Annotated in this window: 13 protein-coding genes; 12 read left to right on the forward strand and 1 reads right to left on the reverse strand. The window is 59.5% G+C overall.

Annotated elements, in window-relative coordinates; all coding sequences use genetic code 11:
- Positions 1-17: 17 nt before the first annotated feature.
- Positions 18-1,049 (reverse strand): adenosine deaminase, encoded by a 1,032-nt coding sequence (locus AC3RCG_RS22865; protein ID WP_492401919.1) that lies wholly within the window; start codon positions 1,047-1,049, stop codon positions 18-20.
- A gap of 570 nt (positions 1,050-1,619) precedes the next feature.
- Between AC3RCG_RS22865 and AC3RCG_RS22870 the strand changes: the two genes are divergently transcribed.
- The 12 genes from AC3RCG_RS22870 to coaBC all read left to right on the forward strand — a co-directional run bounded on the left by AC3RCG_RS22870 (position 1,620) and on the right by coaBC (position 16,921).
- On the forward strand, positions 1,620-3,542 hold the full coding sequence (locus AC3RCG_RS22870) for a PrkA family serine protein kinase (RefSeq protein WP_492401917.1): 1,923 nt from the start codon (positions 1,620-1,622) through the stop codon (positions 3,540-3,542).
- A 72-nt stretch (positions 3,543-3,614) separates the two neighbouring features.
- Positions 3,615-4,883, forward strand: coding sequence for a YeaH/YhbH family protein (locus tag AC3RCG_RS22875; protein ID WP_070224543.1), 1,269 nt, complete (start codon positions 3,615-3,617; stop codon positions 4,881-4,883).
- Positions 4,883-6,484 carry a SpoVR family protein gene (locus AC3RCG_RS22880; protein ID WP_046686270.1) on the forward strand — a complete coding sequence of 534 codons (1,602 nt, stop codon included), beginning with the start codon at positions 4,883-4,885 and terminating at the stop codon, positions 6,482-6,484. The genes AC3RCG_RS22875 and AC3RCG_RS22880 overlap by 1 nt, the downstream gene beginning before the upstream one ends.
- A 539-nt stretch (positions 6,485-7,023) precedes the next feature.
- Positions 7,024-7,680, forward strand: a complete 657-nt coding sequence (locus AC3RCG_RS22885; protein ID WP_034754161.1) for an energy transducer TonB — start codon at positions 7,024-7,026, stop codon at positions 7,678-7,680.
- A gap of 86 nt (positions 7,681-7,766) precedes the next feature.
- The gene (locus AC3RCG_RS22890; protein WP_166448878.1) at positions 7,767-8,699 is read left to right on the forward strand and encodes a MotA/TolQ/ExbB proton channel family protein; all 933 of its coding nucleotides are present in this window, start codon (positions 7,767-7,769) and stop codon (positions 8,697-8,699) included.
- A 5-nt stretch (positions 8,700-8,704) separates the two neighbouring features.
- On the forward strand, positions 8,705-9,133 hold the full coding sequence (locus AC3RCG_RS22895; RefSeq protein WP_034754165.1) for an ExbD/TolR family protein: 429 nt from the start codon (positions 8,705-8,707) through the stop codon (positions 9,131-9,133).
- A gap of 105 nt (positions 9,134-9,238) precedes the next feature.
- Complete coding sequence (locus AC3RCG_RS22900; RefSeq protein WP_176741207.1) at positions 9,239-9,670, forward strand: ExbD/TolR family protein; 432 nt, start codon at positions 9,239-9,241, stop codon at positions 9,668-9,670.
- A gap of 78 nt (positions 9,671-9,748) precedes the next feature.
- On the forward strand, positions 9,749-10,960 hold the full coding sequence (locus AC3RCG_RS22905) for a tetratricopeptide repeat protein (RefSeq protein ID WP_070289101.1): 1,212 nt from the start codon (positions 9,749-9,751) through the stop codon (positions 10,958-10,960).
- 190 nt (positions 10,961-11,150) lie between these two features.
- Entirely contained in the window at positions 11,151-12,122 is a 972-nt protein-coding gene (locus AC3RCG_RS22910) for a bifunctional riboflavin kinase/FAD synthetase (RefSeq protein ID WP_070289100.1), read from the forward strand.
- A 67-nt stretch (positions 12,123-12,189) separates the two neighbouring features.
- A complete protein-coding gene (gene ileS / locus AC3RCG_RS22915; protein WP_492401915.1) occupies positions 12,190-15,090 on the forward strand; it encodes an isoleucine--tRNA ligase in 2,901 nt (966 codons plus the stop codon).
- Between the two features lie 83 nt (positions 15,091-15,173).
- The gene (lspA, locus tag AC3RCG_RS22920) at positions 15,174-15,683 is read left to right on the forward strand and encodes a signal peptidase II (protein ID WP_070224538.1); all 510 of its coding nucleotides are present in this window, start codon (positions 15,174-15,176) and stop codon (positions 15,681-15,683) included.
- Positions 15,684-15,700: 17 nt separating this feature from the next.
- A complete protein-coding gene (gene coaBC, locus AC3RCG_RS22925) occupies positions 15,701-16,921 on the forward strand; it encodes a bifunctional phosphopantothenoylcysteine decarboxylase/phosphopantothenate--cysteine ligase CoaBC (RefSeq protein WP_070312164.1) in 1,221 nt (406 codons plus the stop codon).
- Positions 16,922-16,953 lie beyond the last annotated feature (32 nt).

A 16,953-nucleotide genomic window follows, 5' to 3' on the forward strand; every position in this document is an offset into this window, starting at 1 on the left:
GAGTTGGTTGTGATGCGTTATTGCGCGATGCCGTGAGCGGCGGCGTGCTGCGCGAAATACGCATCGACGGTGGCAAGAAACGCGTCTTTTTGCGCCTGCGGCAGGAAGGCGGCGATGAAACCGTTGCGCGCCAAGCGTTGCGCGTGGGACAGGCCCAGCGGCAAGGCATCGAAGATGGCGTCGAAATTGTCATTCATGTAGCCGCCGAAATACGCGGGATCGTCCGAGTTCACCGTCACCAGCAGACCGGCGTCGAGCAGTTGCACCAGGTTATGGTCATGCATCTGGTCGAACACGCGCAGCTTGGTGTTCGACAGGGGGCAGACGGTGAGCGCGATCTGTTCGCGCGCCAGGCGGGCCGTCAGTTCCGCGTCTTCCAGGCAGCGCACGCCATGGTCGATGCGTTCGACTTTCAAGTCGTCAAGCGCGGTGCGGATATAGGCCGGCGGGCCTTCTTCGCCCGCGTGGGCCACCAGGTGCAGGCCCAGCTCGCGGCAACGGGCAAACACGCGCGAGAATTTCTCGGGCGGATTGCCCACTTCCGACGAGTCGAGGCCGATGCCGATGAACTTGTCGCGGTGCGGCAGCGCGTCTTCCAGGGTCTCGAACGCCTCTGCCTCGCTCAGGTGGCGCAGGAAGCACAGGATCAGGGCCGCGCTGACGGGGCTATCCTGGCAGGCGCGGTGGATGCCGTTGATCATGTCGGCCATCGGCACGCCGCGCGCCGTGTGCGTCTGCGGGTCGAAGAAGATTTCCGTGTGCAAGACGTTATCGGCTTCGGCGCGGCGCAGGTAGGCTTGCGTCATATCATAGAAATCCTGCTCTTTCAAGAGCACGCTTGCGCCAGCGTAATAAATGTCGAGAAAAGACTGTAAATCCGTAAAAGCATAGGCGCTGCGCAAGTGTTCCACAGATTCATAGCCCAGCGGCACGCCATTGCGCTCGGCCAGTGCGAAAATCAGTTCTGGCTCCAGCGAGCCTTCGATATGGATATGCAATTCGGCTTTCGGCATGCCGCGGATGATCGCGCGCAATTGGGGGTTCATCATGGGTGTTCCTTATAGGGTGACGATAAAAATGCTGGCACGCGCGCGCGGCGCGCAGGGCCATCAGACATGCAGGCATCTTAGCGCAAGATGGCCGGCCTCACCGGCGCCCGGCCGCCGTGGCGCCGGCAACGGCAGCGCCACGGCATGCACCGGCACGCGCTGGCGAATTGTCGTATGATGATTTAAAAGGGACAAAAAGGTTCATTGAAATCGATGGAAAATTTGATGATTTATCCAATTAAATCAACAATTTACAAACAAGTATTAAGGATATGCTGACATATCTTTTGACTTCCTGATCCTTTAGAGCAATAATAAATTTCATGGGGTAATGGTAGGTGCAACAAGCGCTATCAACAGTGAAAAAAAAGCCGGCTGGCCACGTCAGCGCACGGCATCAAGCGCCAGTTTTTTGGTCCGGGCAATCCGGACTCGCAAAGACAGCCGGGCTTGAAACAACAATAAAAATCGGTACGAGGTACAGGAAAAGTTCAGACGGCAAGCCCAGGCGAGTGCCAGGCGGGCGGCCATGGTGACTGGCAGTTCAGGTTTACATTAAAGGACATTGACATGACCATTTTTGATAACTATGCAGCACGCTACGAGCGCACCCGCGAAGAGGAAATGTCGCTCACCGAGTACCTGGCCCTGTGCAAGAAGGACAAGCTGACGTATGCCAGCGCGCCCGAACGCATGCTGGCCGCCATCGGCGAGCCGCAGCTGGTCGACACGCGCAACGACACGCGCTTGTCGCGCATCTTCGCCAACAAGGTGATCAAGATCTACCCCGCCTTCCGCGAGTTCTACGGCACCGAGGAAGTCATCGAGCAAGTCGTCTCGTATTTCCGCCACGCGGCGCAAGGCCTGGAAGAACGCAAGCAGATCCTGTACTTGCTGGGGCCCGTCGGCGGCGGCAAGTCGTCGATCGCGGAAAAACTCAAGTCGCTGATGGAACACGTGCCCTTCTATTGCCTGAAAGGGTCGCCCGTCAACGAATCGCCGCTGGGCCTGTTCAACGAGGAAGAGGACGGCACCATCCTGGAAGAGGATTACGGCATCCCGCGCCGCTACCTGCGCAACATCCCCAGCCCGTGGGCCGTGAAACGCCTGCATGAATACAATGGCGATATCAACCAGTTCCGCGTCGTCAAGCGCTACCCGTCCGTGCTGAAGCAGATCTCCATCTCGAAAACGGAGCCGGGCGACGAAAACAACCAGGATATTTCCTCGCTGGTGGGCAAGGTCGACATCCGCAAGCTGGAAGACTATGCGCAGGACGACCCCGATGCCTACAGCTATTCGGGCGGCCTGTGCCTGGCCAACCAGGGCTTGATGGAATTCGTGGAAATGTTCAAGGCGCCCATCAAGGTGCTGCATCCGCTGCTGACGGCCACGCAGGAAGGCAACTACAAGGGCACGGAAGGCTTCGGCGCGATACCGTTCGACGGCATCATCCTCGCTCACTCGAACGAGTCGGAATGGAAAACGTTCAAAAACAACCGCAACAACGAGGCGTTTCTTGATCGTATCTATATAGTCAAGGTGCCGTACTGCCTGCGCGTCTCCGACGAAATCAAGATCTACGACAAGCTGGTGGCCAATTCCTCGCTGGTGAAAGCCCCGTGCGCGCCCGGCACCCTGCGCATGATGGCGCAGTTCGCCATCCTGTCGCGCCTGAAAGACCCGGAAAACTCGAGCATTTTCTCGAAGATGCTCGTCTACGATGGCGAAAACCTCAAGGATACGGACCCGAAAGCCAAGTCCATGCACGAATATGTCGATTACGCGGGCGTGGACGAGGGCATGAACGGGCTGTCGACGCGCTTTGCCTTCAAGATCCTGTCGAAAGTGTTCAACTTTGACAATTCCGAAGTGGCCGCCAATCCCGTGCACTTATTATATGTACTGGAACAGCAGGTAGAGCGCGAGCAGTTCGCGCCGGAACTCGAGCAGCGCTACTTCTCCTATATTAAAGAGCACCTGGCGCAGCGCTACGTGGAATTCATCGGCAAGGAGATCCAGACGGCGTACCTGGAAAGCTATTCGGAATACGGGCAGAATATTTTCGACCGCTATGTGACGTTCGCCGATTTCTGGATACAGGACCAGGAATACCGCGATCCGGACACAGGCGAAAGTTTTGATCGCGAATCGCTGAACAATGAGCTGGAAAAGATCGAGAAGCCGGCGGGCATTTCCAATCCGAAGGATTTCCGCAACGAAATCGTCAACTTCGGGCTGCGTGCGCGGGCCTCGAACGGCGGCAAGAATCCCGCCTGGACCAGTTATGAAAAGTTCCGCACGGTGATCGAAAAGAAAATGTTTTCGAATACGGAGGAATTGCTGCCCGTGATTTCCTTCAATGCCAAGGCCAGCGCCGACGATGCCAACAAGCACGCCGACTTCGTGGCCCGCATGGTGGAAAAAGGCTATACGGCCAAGCAGGTACGCCTGTTATGCGAATGGTACTTGCGAGTACGCAAGTCATCCTAGCGCGGACAGCGGAGGCGCGCTCCGGCCTGACGACCGGCGGGGCGCGCAAGACGAGAAGCAAGGAGGCACCCTTTGACATACCTTATCGACAGGCGCTTGCAAAGCAAGAATAAATCCGCCGTCAACCGCGAGCGTTTCCTGCGGCGTTACAAGGGCCAGATCAAGGATGCCGTGGGGCGCGCCATCAAGGGGCGCTCGATCACGGACGTCGAGAATGGCGAGAAGGTCAGCATCCCCGTCAAGGACGTGGGCGAACCGTCGTTTGGCCACGCGCATGGCGGCGTATGGGAAGTGGTCAATCCCGGCAACAAGGAATACCTGAAAGGCGACCAGATCGCCCGGCCGAAAGGCGGCGGTGGCGGCGGGCGGGGCAAGGCGGGCAATAGCGACGAGACGACGGAAGACGATTTCATCTTCGAATTGTCGCGCGAAGAATTCATGAATTATTTCTTCGAAGACCTGGAATTGCCGCACATGGTGAAAACCCAGCTGACGGCCACCACGGAATTCAAGAACCAGCGCGCCGGCTACAATATGTCGGGCACCCCATCGAACATCCACGTGCTGCGCTCCCTGCGCGGCGCGCTGGGACGGCGCATCGCCGTCGGCGGCGGCGCCCGCAAGCAGCTGGCGCAGGCCGAGGAAGACCTGGCCGTCCTGCTGCACGAAGGCGCGCCCGACAGCGACCCGCTCGTCACGGAACTGCGCCGCCTGATCCACCACCTGCACACGCGCCTGCTGGCGATTCCCTTCATCGACCCGTTCGACTTGCGCTACAGCAACCGCATCAAGGTGCCCAAGCCGATGACGCAAGCCGTCATGTTCTGCATCATGGACGTCTCCGGCTCCATGGACGAATCGCGCAAGGACACGGCCAAGCGCTTCTTCATCCTGTTATATCTGTTCCTCAAGCGCGTCTACGACAAGATCGAGGTGGTCTTCATCCGCCACCATACGGCGGCGGCGGAGGTCGACGAGCATGAATTCTTCAATTCGCGCGAGTCCGGCGGCACCGTCGTGTCCTCCGCGCTGCACTTGCTCAACACCATCATCGACGAACGCTATGGCGCCGGGCAATGGAACAGCTATGTCGCGCAGGCGTCCGACGGCGACAATTGGGACAACGATTCCATGCTGTGCCGCCAGTTGCTGATCAACACCATCATGCCCAAGGTGCAGTACTACACCTATGTCGAGATCACCGACGGCCCGCAGCAAAACCTGTGGGAGCAGTATGCGGGCGTGCTCGACCATCACGCCCATTTCGCCATGCAAAAGATCGTCACGCCGGCCGATATCTACCCGGTCTTCCGCGAACTGTTCAAGAAACAGGTGAAATGATGAGTGCAGCCTTTGACCGCGCCAGCAATACTCCGGGCGAACCGTTCGTGCGCCTGCGCCACCCGAACGCCCTGCCCGAGCAGTCGGAATGGACGTTCGAGCTGATCGAGCAAATCCACGAGGAAATCCGCCGCGTAGCGAAACAGTTTGGCCTCGACACCTATCCGAACCAGCTGGAAATCATTACGGCCGAACAGATGATGGATGCCTACACCTCGGTCGGCATGCCCGTCTCCTACAACCATTGGTCGTTCGGCAAGCATTTTTTATCTACCGAGAAAAGCTACAAGCGGGGCCAGATGGGCCTGGCCTACGAGATCGTCATCAACTCCAATCCGTGCATCGCCTATTTAATGGAGGAGAACAGCCTGACCATGCAGTCGCTGGTGATCGCGCATGCGGCCTACGGCCATAACTCCTTTTTTAAAGGCAATTACCTGTTCCGCGCCTGGACGGATGCGGACGCCATCATCGACTATATGGTGTTTGCCAAGAATTACATCGCCGAATGCGAGCAGCGCCATGGCGTCGATGCCGTGGAATTGCTGCTCGACTCGTGCCACGCCATCCAGAACTATGGCGTGGACCGCTACAAGCGCCCGGCGAAACTGTCGATGGCGAAGGAATATGCGCGCCAGAAAGAGCGCGAAGCCTATGTGCAGTCGCAGATCAACCAGCTGTGGCGCACCCTGCCCCGGCGCGACGAGGACGAAGACGAGGACGACCAGCGCAAGGCCGCCCCCCGCTTTCCGCCCGAACCCGAGGAAAACCTGCTGTACTTTATCGAGAAGTACGCGCCGCTGCTGGAACCGTGGCAGCGCGAGATGGTGCGCATCGTGCGCAAGATTTCCCAGTATTTCTATCCGCAGCGGCAAACTCAGGTCATGAACGAAGGCTGGGCCACCTTCTGGCATTACACGATATTGAACCAGCTCTACGACGAAGGCGTGGTGGGCGACGGCTTCATGATGGAATTTCTGAAAAGCCATACCAACGTGGTCTACCAGCCGCCCATCGACAGCCCGTATTACAGCGGCATCAACCCGTATGCGCTGGGTTTTGCCATGATGAGCGACATCCGCCGCATCTGCGAGCACCCGACGGACGAAGACCGCGCCTGGTTCCCCGACATGGCCGGCAGCGACTGGCGCAAGAGCCTGGACTTTGCCATGCGCAATTTCAAGGATGAAAGCTTCATCGCCCAGTATTTGTCGCCGCGGCTGATCCGCGAATTCCATTTCTTTGCCGTGCTCGACGACGACAAGAATGAAAAGCTGGCCATTTCCGCCATCCACGACGATGCCGGCTACCGCTACGTGCGCCAGCAGCTGGCAGAACAGTACAACCTGGGCAACCGCGAGCCGAACATCCAGGTCTGGTCCGTCAACACGCGCGACGACCGCGCATTGACCTTGCGCCACACGCAGTTCCAGCGCCGCCCGCTGAACCAGCAGGCGGCCGAGGTGCTCAAGCACGTGGCGCGGCTGTGGGGCTTTGATGTCCACCTCGATACGGTCGACCCGCAGGGCGTCGTCCTGGGTACTCTGAATTGCCGGCGGGAAAAACGCAACCGGCGCGACGACCCTGTCGTCCGGCCATGAAATGATTTATTGATAATAATCAATGGCAAGAATATAAGCGTTTCCTATGCCTACATAGGAATTCCGTATGGCCTGGCGGCGTCAAAAGGGCCGCCGGGACCGCCTTTTTTGACCTGGATAAAGTCCCTTCCGCACCCGTTTGGTGCGTGCGCGCCGCTAAGTGGTCTGGTTCCGAGCTAAAACATTTCCTAAAAGAAAGATTTTCCTCCAAATTTAGCGGTTTCCATATTGAATATCACGAAATATAATTCCGCCAGATGGGCACATCGGAGAACTTAGCAGTGGTAGCCCAAAACGGCTGTAAAAAACCGATAAGACCGCCTTTTTTTATGTCCGAAAGCGTGCAAAGATGACATAAGCAAGTACGTTTTCAGGGCGCAAAAGCGCCAAAAATTTAACCGGTTTTAGGCGTTAAAAATCTGTGTAAAATAAAGAATTCGTATGTATAATTCGGCGACGTCCCGGATACGGCTGGAGCTTTGTGTCGTCATTTTGGGGTTCAGTTGCAAGACAAGAGATGGTATTTGGAGAAAGCAGGCATGAATTTTTCGAACGAGAAAAGTCCCAAGAACTACACAGGCATCACTATCGTTGTCCTGCTGCACGTTCTCGCGGCTTACGGGATCGTGACGGGCTTGGGCAAGCGGTTGGTCACCAAAATGATGGAACCGGTTGAAACCAAGATTATCGAGGAAGTCAAACCGCCTCCACCGAAGGATCTTCCACCGCCACCACCGCCGCCAGAAATGAAAGCGCCACCGCCGCCATTCATTCCGCCAGTCGAGGTGAACGTGCAGCAGCCGCCACCACAGCAGAACGTGATTGCAAATACGACTGCCGTGAAGCCAGCCACGAATGTATTGGCACCGCCAGCACCGCCTGCACAGCCTGCGCCAACTCCTGGACCAGCCAAATCGGTGCGTACGCCGGCCGTGGTTGACTTCAGTGTCTGCGAAAAGCCGGCTTATCCAAAGTCGTCGCAGCGCAATGAGGAAACCGGTGTGGTGACACTGTCGTTCCTGATCGGTGTAGACGGCAAGGTCGCTGATTCGAAGATCGTGAAGTCCAGCGGCTTCAGAGACCTGGACAAAGCCGCAGTGCAAGGTATTAGCCGCTGTACATTTAAGCCGGCAACAGTTGACGGCAAGCCGGAACAAGGCTGGCAGCAAATGCAATACGTTTGGTCGCTGGATTAAAACCCGAGGCAGTTATCCCCTGTCTCACACTATGATTTCGTTGTCATTACGTTCAGCGATCTGTTATTTTTAATTTTGGAGGAAGCATGTTTAAGAATACCCGTTTGTCCGCATTTTTTGCCGCGGTTCTGTTGTCCGTTACCGCTACTACCGCTCTGGTAGCAGCTCCGGCATTCGCTGACGCGCCAGCATCGGCTGCCGCTTCGGCTCCAGCGGCAGACGCTGCAGCAGCACCAGCACCAGCTGCTGACGCAGCCGCTCCAGCAGCAGACGCAGCAGCTCCAGCCGCTGACGCAGCAGCTCCAGCCAAAACCGAAGAAGTCCACAACCCGTTCGGCCTGCAAGCAGTGTGGGACGGCGGCTTCGTGCCACGCGCCACCCTGATCATCCTGGCCATCATGTCGATCGGCAGCTGGTACATCATCATCACCAAGCTGATGGATCAAATGAAGATCTTCAAGCAAGCGAAAGAAACCGCTGCCAAATTCTGGAAAGCTCCTTCGATCGCTGCTGGTTCGGCAACCCTGACCGAAGGCTCGCCATTCCGCTTCATCGCTGAATCGGGCACCAAGGCAACGGCTCACCATGACGGCGCCCTGCTGGAACAAATCGACCTGTCGACCTGGGTGACGATGTCGATCCAGCGCGCTTCGGACAAAGTCCAGTCGCGTCTGCAAGATGGCCTGTCGTTCCTGGCAACCGTTGGTTCGACCGCACCGTTTATCGGTCTGTTCGGTACCGTTTGGGGTATTTATGGCGCGCTGACCAACATCGGCATGACCGGTAACGCGTCGATCGATAAAGTTGCAGGTCCAGTTGGTGAAGCACTGATCATGACCGCTTTCGGTCTGCTGGTCGCCGTTCCTGCCGTTCTGGGTTACAACTGGCTGGTGCGTCGTAACAAAACCGCAATGGAAGACGTACGCTCGTTCAGCGCCGACGTTCACTCGGTACTGATCTCCGGCGCAATGTCGACCAGCGAAGCTGGCCGTGCTGCCGGCGCTAAAAAGATCGGATAAGAATCATGTCGATGTCCGTCGGCTCCGACAGCGGAGATGAAGATCAAGTAATGTCAGAAATCAACACGACGCCGCTCGTCGACATCATGTTGGTTTTGCTGATCATTTTCTTGATCACCAGTCCGGTTGTCCTCAAATTGCAGAAAATCGATCTGCCGATCGAGGCCAACCAAGCCCTTCAAAGCAAGCCAGAAAACGTCAACATCGTTGTCAACAAGGATGGCGAGATTTATCTGGGCCAGAAGAAACTGAAAGATACGAGCGAACTGTTCGATTATCTGAAAGTTGAAGCAGTGAAAGTACCGCAGCCGGAAGTACACGTTCGTGGCGACCAAGAAACACGCTACGAATCGATCGGCCGGGTTATTTACACGACCCAACGTGCCGGGATCCAGAAGGTCGGCTTCATCACCGAACCACCTGACAAGGGCTGATAGCGACTGGCAGCGGCGTCCCGGCAACACGGGGACGCCACTGCCGGAAGCTGACCGGGCGGCAGTTTCGCCCGGTGCTTCGTTGGACTTCTTAAAGGAAACACTATGAGTATGAATGTCGGTTCGGGAAGCGCTCCAGGCGCGGATCCGGAACCAATGATGGAACTGAACATGACGCCCCTCATCGACGTGATGCTGGTGCTGATTATCATGTTGATCATCACGATTCCTAAGCAAAACCACTCGGTGAACTTGAACATGCCGGTCGGCACCCCGCCGCCACCGACAACCGAACCAGTGGTCGTCACGATCGATGTCGATTTTGACGGTACGATCTTGTGGGACAATCAGGTCGTTCCTGACCGCGCTTCGCTGGAAGCCAAGCTGAGCAACGTTGCTGCGCAAGCAGACCAGCCGGAAGTGCATCTGCGTCCGAACAAGCTGGTGGAATACAAAGTCGTCGCCGGTGTGATGGCGTCGGCGCAGCGTCTGGGCGTGACCAAAATCGGTCTGGTCGGCAACGAGCAATTCCAGTAAGCTGCAGCAATCAGGTTCTCTTTACATCCGAATAGGCAGGACTTCCTGCCTATTCGCTTTTTACTGAAAGACTTTCTTATGTCCAAGTTTCGTCTCGCTCATCTCGGCCTCGTCATGGCCGCTATCGGTTTTACCGCAGCAACTCCCGTAATCGGCCTGGGCTCGCTGGCATACGCCGCGGACACCGTGCGTGCCGAAGTGGGCAAGCCACTGCAAGAAGCGCAAAAACTCGCTAGCAGCGGCAAAAACAAGGAAGCGCTGGCCAAGCTGCGCGAAGCTGACAGCGTCGGCGGCAAGACCGCCTTTGAAAGCTACCAGATCGAGCGCGTGCGCGCCTCGGCCGCTGCCGCCGCCGGCGACAACGGCACCGCCATCAAGGCTTTCGAAGCCGTCATCAATTCCGGCCGCCTGAGCGCCGCCGAAGCCCCCAAATTCACGCAAGCGCTGGCAGGCATGTACTACCGCGCCAAGGACTGGCCGAACACCATCACCTGGATCAAACGTTCGCTGAAAGACCGCGAAGATCCACAGATGCGCGAACTGCTGATCCAGACCTACTACGTCAGCGGCAACTACGCCGAAGCGGCGAAAGAGCTGCAAGCGCGCGGCGGCAACTCGGAATCGAGCCTGCAAATGCTGGCCAACATCCAGTTGAAGCAGAACGACAAGGCCGGCTACGTGGCCACCCTGGAAAAACTGGCCGGCAGCTATCCGAAGACCAGCTACTGGGCCGACCTGCTGAACCGCGTTTCCGGCAAGCCTGGCTTCTCGCAACGCCTGGGCCTGGACGTCCAGCGTCTGCGCCTGGCCAACGGCCTGTTCACCAAGCCGTCCGAATACATGGAAATCAGCCAGTTGGCCTTGCAAGCAGGCAATCCTGGCGAAGCGCTGAGCATCATCGAACAGGGCTACAAAAAAGGCGTGCTGGGCACCGGCGCCGATGCCGCCCGTCACCAGCGCCTGAAAGACCTGGCCCTGAAGACCCAGGCTGACCTGAAGGCCAACGCAGCCAAGTCGGAAGCGGAATACGTCAAGAACAAGGACGCCGACAGCTTGAGCAAGCTGGGCTTCGCCCTGGTCTACGATGGCCAGGCAGAAAAAGGCCTGGGCTTGATGAATGACGCCGTGAAACTGGGCACCGCCAAGTATCCGGAAGAAGCCAAGCTGCACCTGGGCATCGCCTACATCCACGCCGGCAAGAAAGCCAACGCATCGACGGCACTCAAAGCCGTCAAGGGCACGGATGGCGCGGCTGACCTGGCCCGCTACTGGGCATTGATGAATAAATAAGATAATATCCCCAGGATATTGTCGGGCAGCTAGTCGAGTGCCCTCCACCAAAAGCGTTGCCGGCACCCTTGCCGGCAACGCTTTTTATCATTTCAGCAGGGAAATTACCCCTGCGGCTGCCCTGCCGGGTGTGCATCCCTGAAACAGTCCGTATAATCCCCCTTTTGGCACAGTTTTTCATCAGATTCCTATGAAGGTATTCCGCGGACTTCCCAATGCCCAGGCACGAGCGCCTTGCGCTCTGACCATCGGCAATTTTGACGGTGTCCACATCGGCCATCAGGCCTTGCTGGCGCGCGTGCGCGAAGCTGCCACTGAACTCGGCATCGAAGCGGCCGTGATGACGTTCGAACCGCACCCGCGCGAATTCTTCGCGCAGCGCGCGGGCGACCTGTCGAAGGCGCCGCAGCGCATCGCCAACCTGCGCGACAAGCTGCAGTCGCTGGATGACGCCGGCATCGACCGCGTGGTCGTCGAGCACTTCAGCGCCCAGTTCGCCGCCTTGACGCCGCAGGAATTCACGGAAAAAGTCCTCGTTGACGGCTTGCACGTGAAATGGCTGATGGTCGGCGACGACTTCTGCTATGGCGCCCGGCGCGCCGGCGACGTCGCCATGCTGCAGGAAGCGGGCCGCGAATACGGTTTCCACGTAGAAACTTTGCCGACGGTGATGAACGGCAGCACGCGCATCTCCTCGTCGGCCGTGCGCCTGGCCCTGGCCGCCGGCGATTTCCCGCTGGCCACGCAGCTGCTGGGCCATCCGTACGCCATATCCGGCCACGTGATCCACGGCCAGAAGCTGGGCCGCACACTCGGTTTCCCCACCCTGAACCTGCGCGTGGCGCACCGCCCCGCCCTGTCCGGCATCTTCATCGTGCAGGTGCACGGCCTGGGACCAGTACCGCTGCCGGCCGTGGCCAGCCTGGGCGTGCGTCCCACCGTCGACGACAGCGGCCGCGTCTTGCTGGAGGTGCATCTGTTCGATTTCGCCCAGTCCTGCTACGGCAAGCTGGTACGCGTGGAGTTCCTGGAAAAGCTGCGCGACGAAGAAAAGTACGACGACTTGCCCACTCTGACGGCCGCCATCGAGCGCGACTCGAACCAGGCGCGCGCCTATTTTGAGCAGCGCAGCGGCGCCATTACCGCCACCGACCGAATTTGACGCCGGCCAACTCCGTCGCCTGGCGGCTCCTGCCGCCGCAAACCATTCAATATCATTAAAGAAGACTATGTCCGATCAAAACAAGCCAGCCACGCCCAAGCAGAACAAGAAGCCTGAAAGCAAATACCCGGTCAACATGACGGAAACACCATTCCCGATGCGCGGCGACATGGCCAAGCGCGAGCCGCAATGGGTACAGCAATGGCAAGACAAGAAGATTTACGAGCGCGTGCGCAAGGCTGCCGCCGGCCGTCCGAAATTCATCCTGCATGACGGCCCGCCGTACGCGAATGGCGACATCCACCTGGGCCACGCCGTCAACAAGATCCTGAAGGACATGGTCGTCAAATCGCGCTCGCTGGCCGGCTTCGACGCGCCGTATGTGCCGGGCTGGGATTGCCACGGCATGCCGATCGAGATCCAGATCGAAAAATTGCACGGCAAGAATCTGCCGACGGCTGAAGTCCTGGAAAAGGCACGCGCCTACGCCAACGTGCAGGTCGAGCGCCAGAAGAAGGATTTCATTCGCCTAGGCGTGCTGGGCGAGTGGGACAACCCCTACCTGACCATGGCGCACGGCAATGAAGCCGACGAGCTGCGCGCGCTGGGCAAGCTGCTGGAAAAAGGCTATGTCTACCGCGGCCTGAAACCGGTCAACTGGTGCTTCGACTGCCAGTCGGCGCTGGCCGAAGCGGAAGTGGAATACGCGGAAAAACGCGATCCCGCCATCGACGTCGGGTTCAAGTTCGCCGAGCCGGAAAAACTGGCGGCCGCCTTTGGCCTGCCGTCCCTGCCGACCGATAACGGTTTCATCGTCATCTGGACCACCACCCCGTGGACCATCCCGTCGAACCAGGCGCTCAACGTGCACCCGGAAGTCAAATATTCGCTGGTGAAGACCGAGCGCGATGGCCAGCCATTGCTGCTGATCCTGGCGCAAGACCTGGTCGTCGCCAGCCTGGCGCGCTTCAAGCTCGAAGGCACGACGATCGCCACCTGCGACGGCGCGGCCCTGGCCGGCATCAGCTTCCGCCACCCGCTGCACGCGAGCGACGCTTTCTACGACCGTTTGTCGCCCTTGTACCTGGCCGAATACGTGACCACGGAAAGCGGCACGGGCGTGGTGCACTCGGCGCCAGCCTACGGCCTGGACGACTTTATCTCGTGCAAGGCACACGGCATGAAGGATGACGACATCATCAAGCCCGTCATGGGCGACGGCAAGTTCGCCTCGACCCTGCCCCTGTTCGGCGGCATGACCATCTGGGAAGCGTCTAAGCCGATCTGCAACGCCTTGCGCGAAGCGGGCGCGCTGTTCGAAGTCAAGATGTTCGACCACAGCTACATGCACTGCTGGCGCCATAAGACGCCGATCATCTACCGCGCCACGTCGCAGTGGTTCGCCGGCATGGACGTGACGCCGAAAGACGGCGGCGCGACCCTGCGCGAGACGGCCTTGAAAGGCATCGCCGACACCGAGTTCTTCCCGGACTGGGGCCAGGCGCGCCTGCACGGCATGATCGCCAACCGTCCCGACTGGACCCTGTCGCGCCAGCGCCAGTGGGGCGTGCCGATGGCCTTCATCGTGCACAAGGAAACGGGCGACCTGCATCCGCGCACGCCGGAACTGCTGGAGCAAGTGGCCAAGCTGATCGAAAAGAACGGCATCGAGGCATGGCAGGCGCTGGACCTGAAAGACCTGATCGGCGACGAAGCGGCCATCTACGCCAAGAACAAGGATACCCTGGACGTATGGTTCGATTCCGGCGCCACGCACCAGACGGTGCTGGGCGGCCCGCAAGGCCACGGTTCGCACTCGACGCAGCTGCAGTTCCCGGCCGACCTGTACCTGGAAGGCTCGGACCAGCATCGCGGCTGGTTCCACTCGTCGCTGCTGGTGTCGTCGATGCTGAACGGCCGCCCGCCGTACAAGGCCCTGCTGACGCACGGCTTCACGGTCGACGGCGAAGGCAAGAAGATGTCCAAGTCGCTGGGCAACACGCTGGCGCCGCAAAAGATCTCGGACACCCTGGGCGCGGACATCCTGCGCCTGTGGATCGCCTCGACCGACTACACGGGCGAACTGTCGATCTCCGATGAAATCCTCAAACGCGTGACGGAATCGTACCGCCGCATCCGCAACACCCTGCGCTTCCTGCTGGCGAACACCTCGGACTTCAATCCGGCCACGGACGCCGTGCCGGTGGCAGAGATGTTCGAAATCGACCGCTATGCGCTGGCCAACATGGCATCGCTGCAGCAGCAGATCGAGAACAACTATGCGCGCTACGAGTTCCACCCCGTCGTGTCGAAGCTGCAGACGTACTGCTCGGAAGACCTGGGCGGCTTCTACCTGGACATCCTGAAAGACCGTCTGTACACCTCGGGCTTGACGTCGCACGCGCGCCGTTCGGCGCAGACGGCCCTGTGGCACATCACGCAAAGCCTGCTGCGCCTGATGGCCCCGGCCCTGTCATTCACGGCCGAAGAAGCATGGGCCGTCTTCGCCGGCGCGGATGCTTATGCCGCCAGCGATGAAACCATCTTCACGCAAACCTGGTGGCAGCTGCCGGAAGTGTCGGACGCGACCGCCCTGCTGGAGAAATACACGGCCCTGCGCGCCGTGCGCACGGACGTCACCAAACAGCTGGAAGACTTGCGCACCTCGGGCGCCATCGGCTCCTCGCTGCAGGCGGAACTGACGATCAAGGCCGCGCCGATGAGGTACAAGCTGTTGACCACCCTGGGCGACGACTTGAAATTCGTCTTCATCACCTCGCAGGCCACCGTGGCCGAAGTGGCAGACGAAGCAGCCGAGGAAGTGGTCGTGGCCGCGTCGACGGCGCCGAAGTGCGAGCGCTGCTGGCACTACCGTGCGGACGTGGGCACGGACGCCGCACATGCTACCCTGTGCGGCCGCTGCGTCAGCAACCTGTTTGGAAAAGGCGAATCGCGCCGTTTCGCATAGACTGTCATCCCGGGGCGCTGCCTGCGTCCCACTTCCAACCGCCGCCTGCTGCCAGGCGGCGGCTTTATCTTCCCTGGAAAAATATGGCCACTAAAAACCGTTTTTCATCGAAATCGTCCTCCTCGGCGTCGCTCGTGCCCTGGCTGGGCATCGCCGCCATCGTCATCCTGTTCGACCAGATCACCAAGATCACGATCCTGAAGACCTTCCGCTACGCGCAAGAGATGGTCATCACCTCGTATTTCAACCTGGTGCTCGCGTATAACAAGGGCGCCGCGTTCAGCTTCCTGTCCGACCAGGGCGGCTGGCAGCGCTATTTCTTCACCGGCATCGCCCTGGCGGCCGCCATCTACATCATCTATCTGCTGAAAAAGCACGCCGGCCAGCGCATGTTCTGCTGGGCCCTGGCGCTGATCCTCGGCGGCGCGCTGGGCAACGCCATCGACCGCCTGGTGTACGGTCACGTGGTCGATTTCCTCGACTTCCACTGGAAAAGCTGGGGCCATTTCCCCGCTTTCAATATCGCCGACAGCGCCATCTGCATCGGCGCGGCCCTGTTCATCATCGATGAACTGCGCCGGGTAAACAAATAAACACGCGGGAGAACGGCATGGAATTGTCCGGCAAAAAAATCGTCCTGGGACTTTCGGGCGGCGTCGCCTGCTACAAGGCGGCGGAACTGTGCCGCGCGCTGACGAAGGCCGGCGCCTCGGTGCAGGTGGTCATGACGGATGCCGCCAGCCACTTCATCACGGCCGTGACCATGCAGGCGCTGTCCGGCCACCCCGTGCACACGAGCCAGTGGGATGCGCGCATAGCCAACAACATGGCGCATATCGATTTGACGCGCCACGCGGACGCCATCCTGATCGCGCCGTGCTCGGCCGATTTTCTGCGTAAACTCGCCCATGGCGTGTGCGACGACCTGCTGTCGACCCTGTGCCTGGCCCGTCCCTCCCACCTGCCCTTGCTCGTGGCGCCGGCCATGAACGTGGAAATGTGGCAGAACCCCGCCACGCAGCGCAATGTGCAGCAGCTGCGCGACGACGGCATCACCCTGTTCGGCCCGGCCGCCGGCGAACAGGCCTGCGGCGAAACTGGCCTGGGCCGCATGCTGGAGCCGGAACAGCTCTTGACGGAGCTGATCGCCGCCTTCCAGCCGAAAGTCCTGGCGGGCAAGCGCGTGCTGGTCACGGCCGGCCCCACTTTCGAGGCCATCGACCCCGTGCGCGGCATCACCAATCTGTCCTCGGGCAAGATGGGCTATGCGGTGGCGCGCGCGGCGCGCGAAGCGGGCGCCGAGGTGCTGCTCATTTCCGGCCCGACGGCCCTGGACGCGCCGTTCGGCGTGCGCCGCATCGACGTGCAAAGCGCGCAGCAGATGCATGATGCGGTACTGGCCCACGTCGACGGCCAGCATGTCTTCGTCGCCGTGGCCGCCGTGGCAGACTGGCGCGTGGCCAACGCCAGCGACCAGAAGATGAAAAAGCAGGCCGACGGCTCCGTGCCCGAACTGCAGTTCGTGCAAAATCCCGACATCCTGGCCACCGTGGCGGCGCGCACCAACCTGGCCGGCTATCCGTACTGCGTGGGCTTTGCCGCCGAATCGGAAAACCTGGTGGAATTCGGCTCGGTCAAGCGCGAGAAAAAAGGCATTCCCCTGCTGGTCGGCAATATCGGTCAGAACACGTTTGGCCAGGACGACAACACCATCATCCTGTTCGACGAGGAAGGCCATACCGTGCTGCCGCGCGCCTCGAAACTGAACCTGGCGCGCCAGCTGATTTCGGAAATCTCGAAGCGGATCGCCAGGAATTCGCTGCTCAAATAATCTTTTTTATACGCTTTAGCTCATTTAGATTC

Source organism: Janthinobacterium sp. GW823-FHT01H08, from assembly GCF_058797855.1.

Excerpts from the sequence above, each read along its gene's own strand:
- AC3RCG_RS22865 (WP_492401919.1), bottom strand. The coding sequence starts at position 1,049 with ATGATGAACCCCCAATTGCGCGCGATCATCCGCGGCATGCCGAAAGCC.
- AC3RCG_RS22870 (WP_492401917.1), top strand. The coding sequence starts at position 1,620 with ATGACCATTTTTGATAACTATGCAGCACGCTACGAGCGCACCCGCGAA.
- AC3RCG_RS22880 (WP_046686270.1), top strand. The coding sequence starts at position 4,883 with ATGAGTGCAGCCTTTGACCGCGCCAGCAATACTCCGGGCGAACCGTTC.
- AC3RCG_RS22885 (WP_034754161.1), top strand. The coding sequence starts at position 7,024 with ATGAATTTTTCGAACGAGAAAAGTCCCAAGAACTACACAGGCATCACT.
- AC3RCG_RS22890 (WP_166448878.1), top strand. The coding sequence starts at position 7,767 with ATGTTTAAGAATACCCGTTTGTCCGCATTTTTTGCCGCGGTTCTGTTG.
- AC3RCG_RS22895 (WP_034754165.1), top strand. The coding sequence starts at position 8,705 with ATGTCGATGTCCGTCGGCTCCGACAGCGGAGATGAAGATCAAGTAATG.
- AC3RCG_RS22900 (WP_176741207.1), top strand. The coding sequence starts at position 9,239 with ATGAGTATGAATGTCGGTTCGGGAAGCGCTCCAGGCGCGGATCCGGAA.
- AC3RCG_RS22905 (WP_070289101.1), top strand. The coding sequence starts at position 9,749 with ATGTCCAAGTTTCGTCTCGCTCATCTCGGCCTCGTCATGGCCGCTATC.
- AC3RCG_RS22910 (WP_070289100.1), top strand. The coding sequence starts at position 11,151 with ATGAAGGTATTCCGCGGACTTCCCAATGCCCAGGCACGAGCGCCTTGC.
- ileS (WP_492401915.1), top strand. The coding sequence starts at position 12,190 with ATGTCCGATCAAAACAAGCCAGCCACGCCCAAGCAGAACAAGAAGCCT.
- lspA (WP_070224538.1), top strand. The coding sequence starts at position 15,174 with ATGGCCACTAAAAACCGTTTTTCATCGAAATCGTCCTCCTCGGCGTCG.
- coaBC (WP_070312164.1), top strand. The coding sequence starts at position 15,701 with ATGGAATTGTCCGGCAAAAAAATCGTCCTGGGACTTTCGGGCGGCGTC.